11 protein-coding genes and 1 tRNA gene are annotated in these 13,599 nt (G+C 66.5%); 7 read left to right on the top strand and 5 right to left on the bottom strand.

Annotated elements, in window-relative coordinates; all coding sequences use genetic code 11:
• The first annotated feature begins 81 nt into the window (after positions 1–81).
• Together ruvB and HB681_RS23965 are read left to right on the top strand one after the other, a co-directional pair.
• A complete protein-coding gene (gene ruvB / locus HB681_RS23970; protein ID WP_213957375.1) occupies positions 82–1,137 on the top strand; it encodes a Holliday junction branch migration DNA helicase RuvB in 1,056 nt (351 codons plus the stop codon).
• A 155-nt stretch (positions 1,138–1,292) separates the two neighbouring features.
• On the top strand, positions 1,293–1,538 hold the full coding sequence (locus HB681_RS23965; protein WP_256354587.1) for a hypothetical protein: 246 nt from the start codon (positions 1,293–1,295) through the stop codon (positions 1,536–1,538).
• Here HB681_RS23965 and HB681_RS23960 read toward each other — a convergent pair.
• On the bottom strand, positions 1,523–3,256 hold the full coding sequence (locus HB681_RS23960) for a lysoplasmalogenase family protein (RefSeq protein ID WP_213957374.1): 1,734 nt from the start codon (positions 3,254–3,256) through the stop codon (positions 1,523–1,525). The two genes, HB681_RS23965 and HB681_RS23960, sit on opposite strands and share 16 nt — an antisense overlap.
• 95 nt (positions 3,257–3,351) lie before the next feature.
• On the opposite strand from HB681_RS23960, the gene HB681_RS23955 reads away from it, so the two are divergent.
• A complete protein-coding gene (locus HB681_RS23955; RefSeq protein ID WP_213957373.1) occupies positions 3,352–4,260 on the top strand; it encodes a UDP-2,3-diacylglucosamine diphosphatase in 909 nt (302 codons plus the stop codon).
• Between the two features lie 177 nt (positions 4,261–4,437).
• Here HB681_RS23955 and HB681_RS23950 read toward each other — a convergent pair whose 3' ends face one another.
• Positions 4,438–5,766 (bottom strand): IS1182 family transposase, encoded by a 1,329-nt coding sequence (locus HB681_RS23950; RefSeq protein ID WP_213957372.1) that lies wholly within the window; start codon positions 5,764–5,766, stop codon positions 4,438–4,440.
• Between the two features lie 320 nt (positions 5,767–6,086).
• Between HB681_RS23950 and HB681_RS23945 the strand changes: the two genes are divergently transcribed.
• Entirely contained in the window at positions 6,087–8,870 is a 2,784-nt protein-coding gene (locus HB681_RS23945; RefSeq protein WP_213957371.1) for a glycosyltransferase, read from the top strand.
• 82 nt (positions 8,871–8,952) lie between these two features.
• Here HB681_RS23945 and HB681_RS23940 read toward each other — a convergent pair whose 3' ends face one another.
• Positions 8,953–9,483: a retropepsin-like aspartic protease gene (locus HB681_RS23940; protein WP_213957370.1), complete on the bottom strand. Its 531-nt coding sequence runs from the start codon at positions 9,481–9,483 to the stop codon at positions 8,953–8,955.
• A gap of 236 nt (positions 9,484–9,719) precedes the next feature.
• Positions 9,720–9,796 (bottom strand) — tRNA-Met (locus HB681_RS23935).
• Between the two features lie 234 nt (positions 9,797–10,030).
• On the opposite strand from HB681_RS23935, the gene HB681_RS23930 reads away from it, so the two are divergent.
• Together HB681_RS23930 and HB681_RS23925 are read left to right on the top strand one after the other, a co-directional pair.
• Complete coding sequence (locus tag HB681_RS23930) at positions 10,031–10,645, top strand: sigma-70 family RNA polymerase sigma factor (protein WP_345944733.1); 615 nt, start codon at positions 10,031–10,033, stop codon at positions 10,643–10,645.
• Positions 10,642–12,117: a hypothetical protein gene (locus tag HB681_RS23925; RefSeq protein ID WP_213957368.1), complete on the top strand. Its 1,476-nt coding sequence runs from the start codon at positions 10,642–10,644 to the stop codon at positions 12,115–12,117. The genes HB681_RS23930 and HB681_RS23925 overlap by 4 nt, the downstream gene beginning before the upstream one ends.
• Positions 12,118–12,229: 112 nt before the next feature.
• Here HB681_RS23925 and HB681_RS23920 read toward each other — a convergent pair whose 3' ends face one another.
• Positions 12,230–13,009 (bottom strand): enoyl-CoA hydratase, encoded by a 780-nt coding sequence (locus HB681_RS23920; RefSeq protein WP_213957367.1) that lies wholly within the window; start codon positions 13,007–13,009, stop codon positions 12,230–12,232.
• A 119-nt stretch (positions 13,010–13,128) separates the two neighbouring features.
• Between HB681_RS23920 and HB681_RS23915 the strand changes: the two genes are divergently transcribed.
• Entirely contained in the window at positions 13,129–13,593 is a 465-nt protein-coding gene (locus HB681_RS23915) for a CopD family protein (protein ID WP_213957366.1), read from the top strand.
• Positions 13,594–13,599: the final 6 nt, after the last annotated feature.

Genomic DNA, 13,599 nt, shown 5'->3' with positions numbered 1-13,599 from the left:
GCATTCCCATCCTCTCCCTTATTGGAACGGCATTCTGCCAGCCAGTCATCTGGCTAAACTGCCGGATCCGCCCTATGCCTTATGACCATCCAGACCGATGATTTCGCCCCAGCCCCGCAACGCGTGGTCTCCGCCGCCCCGGCTTCGCCGAACGAGGAGGCGATCGAGCGGGCGCTGCGGCCCAAGCTGCTGCAGGAGTACGTCGGCCAGGCCAAGGTGCGGGAGCAACTGGAGATCTTCATCGGCGCGGCACGCAAGCGCGAAGAGGCGCTGGACCATGTGCTGCTGTTCGGCCCGCCCGGGCTGGGCAAGACCACGCTGAGCCACATCATCGCGGCCGAACTGGGCGTGAACCTGCGCCAGACCTCGGGCCCGGTGCTCGAGAAGCCCAAGGACCTGGCGGCGCTGCTCACCAATCTCGAGCGCAACGACGTGCTCTTCATCGACGAGATCCACCGCCTGAGCCCGGTGGTCGAGGAAATCCTCTATCCCGCGCTGGAGGACTACCAGATCGACATCATGATCGGCGAGGGCCCGGCCGCGCGCAGCATCAAGCTCGACCTGCAGCCGTTCACGCTGGTGGGCGCCACCACGCGCGCCGGCATGCTGACCAACCCGTTGCGGGACCGCTTCGGCATCGTGGCTCGGCTGGAGTTCTACACGGCCGAGGAACTGGCGCACATCGTGCGACGCAGCGCCGGGCTGCTCAAGGTGGCGATGGACGAGGCCGGCGGCTTCGAGATCGCACGCCGTTCGCGCGGCACGCCGCGCATTGCCAACCGGCTGCTGCGGCGCGTGCGCGATTACGCGGAGGTGAAGGGCGACGGCCGCATCACCGAGGACATCGCGCACAAGGCGCTGGCGATGCTGGACGTCGATCCGCAAGGCTTCGACCTGATGGACCGGAAGTTGCTCGAAGCGGTGATCCATCGCTTCGACGGCGGCCCGGTCGGGCTCGACAACGTGGCGGCCAGCATCGGCGAGGAGCGCGAGACCATCGAGGACGTGATCGAGCCGTACCTGATCCAGCAGGGTTACCTGCAGCGGACGCCGCGCGGGCGGATTGCGACGCTGGCGGCGTACCGGCACCTGGGAGTCGCGCCGCCTTCCCGAGACGGCGACATGTTCGGGGCCTGAACCCATGCACACCCACGATCTGGGCGCCTGGCGCCGCGACCATCGCTTCACCGACGACAAATGCGCGCCGAGCGGGGCACGCGGCTGGCGATGTGGATCACCTCGCCGCGCTGATCGGCGGCTGGCTCTAGGGCTGGGCCTGGCTCGATCGCGAGATGGGCGACCCCGTGGTCGACGAGATCCGCGAGGGCATCGAGCCCACGCTCGCTGCCAGGGAGACGCGCGTGGCCGACCTGCATGTCTGGCGCGTCGGCCGCGGCGCCTATGTCTGCGCCGTCGCCGCGGTCACGCACTCACCGACCTTGAGCGCGGACGAGGTGCGGGCCTGCTTCTCGATGCACGAGGAGATCCGGCATTCCACAGTGGAGATCCAGCGCTGCCCCGATCAAGCGGCCGGCTGAGACACGGGTCGCGCGTGCCGCACGATCAGCATCTGCGCCGCGTAATACGTCGCCAGCACCCACAGTGAGGCCAGCGGTAGCGGGGTGACGAAGCGATTCATCGCCAGCAGCGCGTCGCTGAGCATGAAGAAGCAGGCGCCGACCGCGACCCAGCGCGCCGCCGCATCGGCGGTCACCGTCGCGCGCCCGATCGCCTGCGCCGCCATGCAGGCAATGACGATCACATAGAGACCGACCGGCGCACGCAACGCAACAGGCAATCCGCCAAACCAGAGCACCGCATACATCGCGGCGCCGACGGCCAGCGTGGCCGCGAGCGCGACCCGCCGCGGGAACAGGCCGACCCCCATGCGAAACAGCGCGATGTACGCCAGGTGCGCGAGCAGGAAGCACACGAGGCCGGGCACGAAGAACTGCGGCCACATCAGCAGCACGTCACCGGCCAGCGATGCGACCAGGCCGGCGATCAACCAGGCATGAAACCTGGTCACAACGCCCTCCCGCGGGGCGCGGACGATCACGAACGCAATCAACAGCAGCAAGGCCATCGGCTTGAAGACCACATGCAGCCCGTCCAGTGCCAGCACGCCGCTCGCAGCCGCCAATGCGGCAGCTTCGACGTACAACACTTCCAGCACGCTCAACCGCGCCTGCAGCACGCCGCCGATCGCCCACAGCGCGGCCGTCAGGGCGGCCAGCCACACGGCGCTGCGCTCCAGCGGCATGGCATCCGAAACCCAGAGGAAGCTCGCCACCCCACCCAGCAACAGCAGAAACTGTGCCCCCGCGAACCACAGCACGCCGCGCGACACGGGCGGCTCGTAGCGCGTCACTTGCGCGATGTCGAAGTCGCTCTTCGGAAAGCGCGCCGCCACGTCCGCCGGTCGCCAGCCCGGCGGCTTGATCCACACGCGCAGCTTGTCGGCCCAACTGTGCGCATGCCACGAATCCTTCGCGAGCGACCAGTACACCTCCGCATTGGCCCACAGCGGGTCCCAGCTCTGCAGCGGGCTGCGCGTGCCGTAGACGCAGCGCTCGCCTTCCTCCTTGAAGCTGCCGAACAGACGGTCCCACACGATGAGGATGCCGCCGTAGTTGCGGTCGACATACTCGTCATTGACGGCATGGTGCACCCGATGGTTGGACGGCGAGCAGAACCAGCGGTCGAACCAGCCAAGCTTGCCGACCTGCTCGGTGTGCACCCAGAACTGGTAGAGCAGGTCGACCAGCGCCACCACGCCGAACACCAGCGGCGGCACGCCCGCCACCGCCATCGGCAGGTAGAACACCCAGCCGAGCAGCGCGCCGCTCGATGTCTGGCGCAGCGCGGTCGAAAGGTTGTAGTGCTGGCTCTGGTGGTGCACCACATGCGCGGCCCAGAGGATGGCCGACTCGTGCCCCATGCGGTGCAGCCAGTAGTAGCAGAGGTCGTAGAACACCAGCGCCAGCAGCCAGCCGTACCACTGCATCCAGAAGTCCGCGTCGAACAAGGCCACGGACGAGTAGACAGCCGTGTAGATGCCGATGCGCAGCAGCCCGGTCAGCACCGTCGTGATCTGGCTCAGCATGCCCAGGCCGATGCTGTTGACCGCATCGGCCAGCCGGTAGGTGTCCTGCCCGGTGCCGCGCCGCGCCCGCACGCGGCCCACGGCAAACTCGATCGCAATCAGCAGGAAGAAGACAGGGGTCGCAAGAACGATGATCTGGCCGGGTCGCATAGGCCGGGATTGTCGTGTGGCCGAATGCCCACGGTCACGCGGGTGTCACCCCATTGCCATGGCGTCGTCACGCCGTCCTGCGAACCTACCCGTCCATGCAAAGAGAAGACGCATTCCTGCGCGCATGGCGCGACACCCCCGACCTCGACAGCGACGCGGCGACCCGCCCGCGCCAGCGCTATCGCACGCTGTGGATCTCCGACCTGCACCTGGGCACGCCCGGCTGCCAGGCCCGCGCTCTGCTCGACTTCCTCAAGCACACCGAGTGCGACACGCTGTTCCTCGTCGGCGACATCATCGATGGCTGGCAACTGCGCCGCCACTGGTACTGGCCTCAGGCGCACAACGACGTGGTGCAGAAGCTATTGCGCAAGGCCCGCAACGGCACCCGCGTGATCTTCATTCCCGGCAACCATGACGAGTTTGCGCGCAAGTACCTCAACCACAACTTCGGCGGCATCGAGGTGGCCGAGGAATGGATCCACGAGACCGCCGACGGTCGCAAGCTGTGGATCATCCATGGCGACCTGTTCGACGGCGTCATCCAGTGCGCCAAGTGGCTGGCGCATGTGGGCGACTCGCTCTATGAATTCACGCTCAAGCTGAACCGGCACCTCAACTCGCTGCGCGCGCGCATGGGCTTGCCGTATTGGTCGTTGTCGAACTACCTCAAGCAGAAGGTGAAGCGCGCGGTGAGCTATGTTGGCGACTTCGAGACCGCCGTGGCGCGCGAGGCGCGCAAGCGGGGCGTGCAGGGCGTGGTCTGTGGGCACATCCACCATGCGGAGATGCGCGACATCGACGGCATCCTCTATTGCAACGACGGTGACTGGGTCGAGAGCCTGACGGCGCTGGCCGAGCAGGCCGATGGCGCGCTGGAGGTCATCCGCTGGGCGGAGCACATGGCGCTCGGTGCGGGGGAGTCGGTGCCCGCGCGGCGTCGGAGCGCAGGGTCGCCTGAAAGGGCGCTGGCTGGCCCGCATACGCCGGGTCAAGCGTTTTAGAGGCTCCTAGGAGTCCGCGCGGCAGAACGTTTTGATGCCGGCGATGGCGCGCGATTTATGTCGCCACGAAGTGGCCCTTCAACTCAATGACTCCAGCGCCCCAACGCAAGCGTTGATGCGACTGTCGAGTCGCCCTGATGTTCTTGTCTGCGAGTGCCTTTGGGCCTTCGATGCCTCTTAGGCAGCGCGCAATGCGCACATCCTCCTCAGATTCAGCGCCATGCACACGAGCTTGAACTCGGCTTCGACCTTCTTCAGCCCCCGCACGCTGAACTGCCGGAAGCCCAGCACGCTCTTGATCCACCCGTTGGGCGCCTCCACGATCCACTTCCTCTTTCGGTACGCCGCCTGTGTTTCTGGCGTCTTGAACTTGGCTTCCATCGCCGCGGTGCGTGGGTACTTTTCGGCGTCGATCGCCACCGCCTGCTTACCCTCCCGGCCCAATGCCACGATCAGCTCGCTCGCTCCATCCTTGAACTGCTCGAACACGGCCTCCGAGCGGAACCCGGCATCGGCCAGAACCTGCCGGGCATCCTCGCCCAGGTTGGCCTTCACGCCCGCCAGCATCGCCGGCAGTCGCTCACCATCGGACGCGTTGTTGGTGAGCTCTGCGACCACCACGATCTGCGCCGTCTCGTCCACCGCGATGTGGGCGTTGTAGCTGTAGTCGTAGCCCCCGCCCGCGCGTTTCATGACGCGACTGTCCGGATCGGTGAAGCTCTCCTGGGCGCTGTCCTTGGGAACGCCGAAGTCGCGACTGAATTGCCTGCCTCGCTTGGGCTTGCCATCCTTGTCTCGGGGCTTGCGCTCATCGTCCTTGCTGCGCCCGCGGGCCGCATCGGCTTCTCGCTGGCGTTGCTCCAGCCGCAGCTTGGCCGCGGTGATCGCGGCCAGCCGGTCAGTCCTGCGTTTGATCTCGCCGGGAATGTCCAGATCGGGCTCGTTTTTCTCCAGGTCGTCGGCCGCCTTGGCGCGATTGAGCAGGCCCTCGATCTGCGCCTTGAGTTCGGCCTCGGCCTTGACCATGCGGTCATAGCTCATGGCCTTGTGACGGCTCGCATTCGCCTTGAGCTTGGTGCCGTCCACGGCCACCGTGCCCAGCTTGACCAGGCCGCACTCGCGCGCCAGGCGCACCACCTGCACGAACAGGGCGGCCAGTTCCTCCAGGTGCAGCGCCCGGAAGTCCGAGAGCGTGCGATGCGCGGGGTAGTTGTCTGCGGCCAGCACGCGCAGCGCAAGGTCTTCATGGAGCTTGGCCGCCAGCTTGCGCGAGCTGAAGGTGCCCGTCGCGTAGCCGTAGATGAGCACCTTGACCATCATGGCTGGGTGGAACGGCTGGTTGCGCGGGCCGCCCTTGGCATACCGGGCGTGGAACGCGCTCAGATCAAGACTGTCGACGCTGTCGCTGATGAAATACGCCAAGTGCCCTTCGGGCAACCAGTCTTGCAGTGCATCGGGAAGCAGTCGTTGCTGCTGCGGCTCATAGGGCAGGTAGCTTGCGGGCATGGGATCGCAATCTACCAAGCCATCACGCGTTCGTCACGCTTCTGCCGCGCGGACTCCTAGCCGGCCCCAATCGGGCGCTCTCTCGCGCCCGCCCAGTGCATCGGTTCCGAGGCTTGCGTCGACGATAGGGCGCGGCAAGTCTGGCCTGAACCCAAATTCCCTTTCCAGTGCGCCCCGTCGCTTCTGCGGCCTGCATTTGTAAACGAGAATTGCCGGCTCAGGGAGGCAGAGCGGCGCCACATTTGCCTTGCTGTTTCTGGATTGCCAGTGATCCGCAGCCGGCATGCACGACGCTTGCGGATCGAGTCAGGGAGAGAACAATGAAATTGCTCGACAGGGCATCGCTGATCGAGCCTGCGCGCTTGGTCTGGCCGTGCGCGTGGGTCGGCCACATACCTTTCGCATCGTGGGTCGTTGGTGCATTACGCCCTTCCGTGCTTGTGGAGCTCGGGCTCCGATCCGGCAACGCCTTCAACACTTTTTGTCAGGCTGTCGCGGAACAGGCGCTATCGACGCGTACCTTTGCGGTGCCCAAGGGGGACGCGCAGGCGCTGACGCGGTTGCGCGACGGCAGCGTCGATCTGCTCCATATCGGTCGATTGCACGCCAGTGACGAGGCCTTGGTTTCGTTCGAGGCATGGTTGCCCAAGTTGTCCGACCGCAGCGTCGTGTTGTTGAGCAACATTGAAGTTCGTCGTTCCAACGCCGGAGCGTCCAGGCTATGGGAAGAACTGCTTGCGCGATTCCCGGGCTTTGCTTTCACGCACGCCAACGGGCTGGGCGTGCTGCTGGTCGGTGCGCGAGTGCCTGAACCGCTTCGGGAACTGGCTGAAGGCGTCGGGGCCGCCGAGGCGCTCGACCACGCGCAAGAAATTTTCGAGATATTGGGGCAGCGACTGGAACAGCAGGCGGCAATGCAGGGAGGCAGCCAGCGATTGGCGAACCCCGCGCCCGACATCGTCGATGCGCTGATCGAACAGGCCGCCTTGCTGGACGAAAAACTCGCGATCCGCGACGCAGAGGTGCGAATGTTGACCGACCAGCGAGATGCGCAGGCGGCACAGGTCGCAGCGCTTCGACGCAGTGGTTCCTGGCGCATCACCGCGCCCGTACGGCTCGCAGGATTGATCGCACGCGGCCGCTTTCGCGATGCCGGGCAACGCCTGAAAGGCTGGCGATCCAGAGCGCGAGGGGCGGCGCGCGGCATGGTCGAGCGCATACGAGGCCGGATGATTCTCGCAGCCGGGACAAGGGCCGACGACGCCTTCAATCGGGCCGCATCCGATGCGCTCGTCGATGAGCGCAACGAGTTGACCTCGGGGCCTGTATTCGCCGATCCGATGACGGCCCCCGCGCCAGCGGAATGGCCGCGCGTGGACATGAGCGTCGTGACGTTCAACAGCAAGCGCTGGATCGACAGTTTTGTCGACAGCCTGGAGGCGCTCGACTATCCAAAAGTCCGGATCCATCTGCGATTCGTCGACAACCAGTCGACCGATGGCACTCCGTGCAGATTGCAGGAGGTGTTCCCGCGCCTGCGGCATCTCGGCATGACGGTCGACTTGATCGAGCGCCCCAACCTTGGCTTCGGGGCCGGGCACAATGCCGGCCTCGCGGGCGGCTCGGCGGAGTTCTGCCTGGTGGCGAACATCGACCTCGAGTTTGTGCCTGATGCGCTGTCTCGCGTCGTCGCGATGGCGGCAGCCGACGCCGCGCGCGCCGTCGCGTGGGAGTTCAGGCAGAAGCCATACGAGCACCCCAAGGTCTACGATCCTGTGACCGGAACGACCACGTGGAACAGCCATGCGTGTGTGTTGTTGCGCCGGAGCGCGTTCGATGCGGCGGGAGGCTACGACCCTGCACTGTTCATGTATGGCGAGGACGTGGAGTTGTCGTATCGCTTGAGGCAGCGGGGCGGCTTGCTTCGCTACTGCCCGGCAGCAGTGGTCATGCACTACAGCTACGAGTCGGCGGGCCAGGTCAAGCCGCTGCAGTTCACGGGCAGCACTTTTGCCAGCCTCTACCTTCGCGTGAAGTACGGCAGCCGCGAAAGCCTGCGCCACGTGCCCGGCATGGGACTCGCCCTGTTGGCAATGACCCAAACCTTCCCGGGCGCGCGACGCGCCGTGTTCAAGAACCTCCTGCGTCTGCTGGCCAGGGCGCCCACAGTGCTGTGTCAACGCAAGGCCAGCCAATGCGCATTCCCGTTTCGCGGATGGGACTACGAGCGGGTGCGCGATGGCGCTTTCGTTGAATCGGGACCGCTGCCAGCCAATCGCCCGCTAGTGAGCGTCATCACGCGAACCTATCGCGGTCGAGACCGATTTCTCCGCCAGGCCATGCTGTCGGTCGCACACCAGACCTATCCGGAGATCGAGCATGTCGTCGTGGAGGACGGTTCGGAGTCGCTGCGCTCGATCGTCGATGAGGTGGCAAGCGTGACTGGACGCACGATTCGCTATTTCGCGATCGGCAAGGCGGGGCGGTCAGCGGCAGGCAATGCGGGGCTTGCGGCAGCGCGAGGGCGCTGGTGTGTGTTTCTCGACGATGACGATCTGCTGTTCGCAGACCACGTCGAAGTGCTTGCGCAGGCACTGGGCGAGGCGCCCGGCGCCGTAGCCGCTTATTCCCCGGCGATAGAGGTGCTGACCCACTATCCATCCTCCCCATCGGAGCACTATCGTGAGGCTGCATATGTGATGCATCCGGCACATCGGCAGCCATTCGATGGCCGGGCCCTGCGCAACTACAACTACATCGCAATCCAGTCGCTCTTGTTCGAGCGCAGGCTTTACCTCGAGCGCGGGGGATTTGAACTAGATCTGGACGCGCTGGAAGACTGGGTGCTGTGGAATCTCTACGCCTGTCGAAACACGTTTGCCTATGTCCCGAAGGCAACCTCGCTCTATCGCGTCCCGGCCGATGAAGCGATTCGCAACCGGCGCAACGATAGCTTCGTTGCTACCCATGCGGGGGCAAGCGAACGCATTGCGATGCGGTTGCTGGAAGTCAGTCGCAGCGCCCTCCGAAGGCAGATGTGGCGGGAAGTGGCACAAGTCTCGCCGCGCGAAGCAACCCTCTCGGACGACTTGGCTGCATCGTGAGTATTCGGTGTAATTTCCCGTTCGCCGTGCCGGATCGGGTGAACCGTTTTGAATGTTTTTCGTCGCCTCCCTGGCGCCAGTGTCAGTCAGTCCTGTTTCGAATCACCATCTGCTTGCCGTTCATCGTGATCTCGAAGTGCGACAGGAAACTCTGCCCGAGCAGGACGTCGTTGCCCAGGCCGATTGTGCCCACAGCGACCTTGACGCCGTTGGGCACGCCGAGCGACCCCGCCATCACATTGACGCCTTCGACGACGCGGCTGGCCTGGACACCGTTGGCGGTCTGGAACTGTACCGGCGCGCCTCCTTGCAGGTTGGCGCGACGCGCGAGGTCGTCCGAGATGCCGACGAAGGTTGCGCCGGTGTCCACCAGGAATACCGCGGGCTGGCCGTTGACCGTGCCCCGCACCCGATAGTGGCCATCGTCATCGACCGGCACCGTCATCGCCGAGGGCTGCTTCGTCGACGACTTGCCCAGCCCGGTATCCCTGCACCCCCGCTGCCGCGCGATATGCGGGTCGTTGATGAATTCGTTCCCGCACCGCCAGATCCGCTCCTGGGCGGACGCCGAGCCTGCGCACGCCAGCGCAAGGGCCCAAAGCAAATACTTCATGGTTCTTCTTCTGAAACACCAACTGACTGCTGTCCGTGTGAGCCGGACGACCATCGCGTGTGCTCGCTGCCCCGGGTGCCCGACCCAGTGACGTGCAGGCGACGCGCTCCCTTGCCTGCAACAGTTTAAGGGTTTTGTGACGTTTACTTACGAAAAAGCTTGGACCGGCCGGCGCGCCGGTGGTCGAGACCCATGCAAAAAGCCCGCTACCAAATGGATAGCGGGCTTTTGTTGGATGGTGGCTCTTCACGGATTCGAACCGCGGACCTGTGGATTATGATTCCATCGCTCTAACCGACTGAGCTAAAGAGCCGAGCCTCGCATTATAGCCCGACTTTGCAGCCCCTTTTGGGTCGATGCGGCTTTGGCTCTCGAGCCCGGAGGGGAGCCTGCCCGGACGGCTTGTGCTGGGGATCGCTTGTTACAAATATCCGCAGCCCCGACCGGTCCCGCCGTCCGTACAAGGCCGGGTGAGAATCACTTCATGCCACCGGTCTCCTCCGTCCGTGCCGAAAACACCGAAAACGCCCCCAGCGCCGATGCCCCGGTGCCGGACGACCAGTTGATGCTTGCCTACGTCGGTGGCGACCGGACCGCGTTCGATGCGTTGTACGCCCGCCACGAGAGCGGGCTGTACCGGTTCGTGCGCCGCTTGATGGGCGTGCGCCTGTCCTCGGAGGTCGACGAGGTGTTCCAGGAAACCTGGGAGCGGATCGTCAAGGCGCGGGCGAGTTTTTCGCCGGAGCGCGCCAGCTGGCGGACCTGGGCCTTCACCCTCGCGCACAACCTGGCAATGGATCGCCTCCGCCTGAGCGGCCGCGAGGTGTCGTTCTATGCCCACGACGAGGACGGCGACGGGCTGGAGGCGGGCGTATTGTTCAGCCGCGGCGTGCTGCGCGCCGATGCTGCGCAGCATCCATCCACCGAGGACATTGCCTTCTGGCGCGCGGCCGGTCGCCGCCTGCTGGCCTGCCTGGACGAACTGCCAGACGAACAACGCGCCGCCTTCCTGCTGCAGCAGGAGGAGGGCTTCACCATCGAGGCGATGTCCCTCAGCCTGGACGTCGGCTTCGAGACCGTGCGCAGCCGGTTGCGCTACGGCTTGCAGAAACTGCGCGTCTGCATGGAGCGCTACCTGTCTGCACTGGGGCGCGCGACATGAACGACAAGTACGCCATGCCCGAGGACGACGACCTGCCCGATCCGGCACTGCGCCGTGCGCTTGAAAACGCGCCGGACCATGCCGCCGTGCCCGGTTTCCACCTGCGCAGGACCATTCGCCAGATGGCGCACGAGGCCGTCGGGCCGAGCGACGCGGAGGTGACCGAGTCGCTGGACCGGTCCTGGTGGCGCCAACTGCTCGGCTTGGGCGCACCCGCCAAATCCCGTGGGCCATGGCGCGCGGCCTTCGCGACGGTGCTGGTCGCCGTCCTCGTGGGTGTGCTGTGGCAGCGTCAGCCCGTGCCGGGCCCGCAGCTCGACAGCCAGGCGCCCACAGCCCCGTCCTTGAGTACTGTCGCGCCCGCTACCCCTGCTGCCCCCGCCGCACCTGCAGCCGCAAAGGACGAGCCCAGCGCGCCAGCGGCGGATGCGTCCGCCAGCGCAGGTGGATCGCAAATCGCATTGCCGCCGACCATGTCTCCGGCGCGTGAATTGCCGCCGGAGCAGCCCCCGGCGCGCCTGGCATTTCCGCAGCCGACAGCGCGCGACATCGAGATCGAGGCCGCCTTGAGAAAGGCGCAGGAGGCGGAGCGCGAGGCGCAGGAAATTGCCAGCAAGGCGGTGCCGATCCCCTTCCCCGGAACCGGCGCTGCTCGCCCACCCAGCCCCTCGCCGGTCGCGCCGCCGACCACCGGGTCCCGGCGCGCGGACGAACGCGCGCTTTCCGGTGCGGCGCCTGCGGCCGCTGCGGACCGCCGCAATGCGCGCACACGCGACGAATTCGCGGCCGCCGCGCCAGCGCCAACGCCGCCAGCAGCCATGGCGCCCCCACCGCTACAGGCCGGCGCATCGAAGCAGGCCATGTCCCCATCTGGGGCGGCTCCCAATGCTGCAGCGAGCATCGCTCCCGGGGCCGCCCCATCGTCGCCGGTGCGCACGGAGGCCGGCGAGCCGCCGACCTTCGCGGCGCTGGGCCAGTGGACCCGCATGACGGTGATCGGCCCGCATGGCGAGAGCCGGACCTACACGCGCGGCGAAGCGGGCGAACTCGGCACGCTGATGGGGTCCGCAGCATTGGCAGCCGTGGGGCCGCAGCCCCTGCGCAACAAGGTGGAATGGCGCGTCATGCTGGAGCGCAATGGCAAGCCGCTGGCGCAGTTCGAACTGGCGCGTGGCGAGGTGCGCTGGCGCGAGGGCGGATCGGCGCCGGCCACCGGCCAGCCGCCGGAAGGCGCGCTCGATGGCTTGCGCGAGGCGCTGCGCGACGCGACTGCCCCGGCGCCGCCTGCGTCGAATCAATCGGCGCCTGCCCCCGCGACTGTGCCGCCCGCGCAACCGACCGCGCCGTCCGCGCAACCCGCGCAACCCGCGCGAGCGGCCGCACCGGCCGCTCAATCTGTAGCGCCGCCAGCCGCCCAATCTGCCGAACCGGAGGCGCCGAACACCGACTCCGCTCCGTTGCCCCGGCAATAAGACCGGGGCCGCCGTCGGACTGTGCGACCCGACCTCCAGTCACCGTCCCCGCAGCAGCGAGCCCGGGTCAGTTTGCCGGGGCGCTGCACCCCTTACGCGCCGGCCGTGCGAATCAGGTGTGCGTGAACGTCGGCTCGCGCTTGTTCACGAACGCGTCCATGCCTTCCTTCTGGTCGTTGGTCGCGAACAGCGAATGGAACAGTCGGCGCTCGAACATCACGCCGTCGCTGAGGCCACTTTCGAAGGCGCGGTTGACCGACTCCTTGGCCGCCATCACCGCTATGCGCGAGAAGCCCGCAATGACCAGCGCCGCGCCGAGCGCCTCGTCGGCCAGCTTGTCGAGGGGCACCACGCGGCTGACCAGGCCGGCGCGTTCGGCCTCGGCCGCGTCCATCATGCGGGCGGTGAGCGCCATGTCCATCGCCTTGCTCTTGCCGACCGCGCGCGGCAGGCGCTGCGTGCCGCCGGCGCCGGGGATCACGCCGATCTTGATCTCGGGCTGGCCGAACTTCGCGTTGTCCGCCGCGATGATGAAGTCGCACATCATCGCCAGCTCGCAGCCGCCGCCGAGCGCAAAGCCGGCCACCGCGGCGATCACGGGCTTGCGGATCGAGCGGATGATTTCCCAGTTGCGGGTGATGAAGTCGCCCTTGTAGACGTCGGCGAAGCTGTAGCTGGCCATGGCGCGGATGTCGGCGCCCGCCGCAAAGGCGCGCTCGCTGCCGGTGACGATGATGCAGCCGATGGCTTCGTCGGCATCGAAGGCCTTGAGTGCGCTGCCCAGTTCGGTCATCAATGCATCGTTGAGTGCGTTGAGCGCCTTGGGACGGTTCAGCGTGATGATGCCGACTGTGCCGGCCTCGGTGCGCACTTCGATGTTCTCGTAGCTCATGGTGGTCTCCGTTGGGATGGGGAGGAATGGGAGGGAATGGGGAAAGCGGGATCGAACGACTATAGCGAGACGGGGCAGCCCGCGCGGTGCACACTCGACGCTCTGCAAGAGGTGCCCCGATGAGCTTGATAAGCGCCGTGCTGTTGTTCCTTCACCTGGCCTCGGCCGCCTTCTGGGTGGGCGGAATGGCGGTGATGCACTTTGCCGTACGCCCCGCGGCGGTGGCCGTGCTGGAGCCGCCGTTGCGCCTGCCGATGCTGGCCGCGGCGCTGGGGCGTTTCTTCGTGGGGGTGAACGTGGCGATCGTGCTGTTGCTGCTGAGCGGCTTCGTGATGATCACGTTCGCAGGCGGCATGGGCGCGGCGCGCTGGAACGTGCATGCGATGCTTGGAATCGGGTTGGTGATGATGGCCGTGTATGGCCACATCCGCTTTGGCATCTATCCGAAGCTGCGGCGCGCAATCGCGGTCAGGGAGTGGCCTGCCGCGGCCAAGCGGCTTCACTTGATCCGCATGCTGGTCGCGTTGAATCTCGTCCTCGGCGTGCTCGTGTTCGCGCTGGCCGTGGCCGGTCGCACGAGCTGAAGCGGG

Source organism: Variovorax sp. dw_954 (assembly GCF_018449755.1).
Lineage (GTDB): Bacteria > Pseudomonadota > Gammaproteobacteria > Burkholderiales > Burkholderiaceae_C > Variovorax.
Note: the sequence above shows the minus strand (reverse complement) of the source record. Positions and strands in the feature narration are given on the sequence as shown.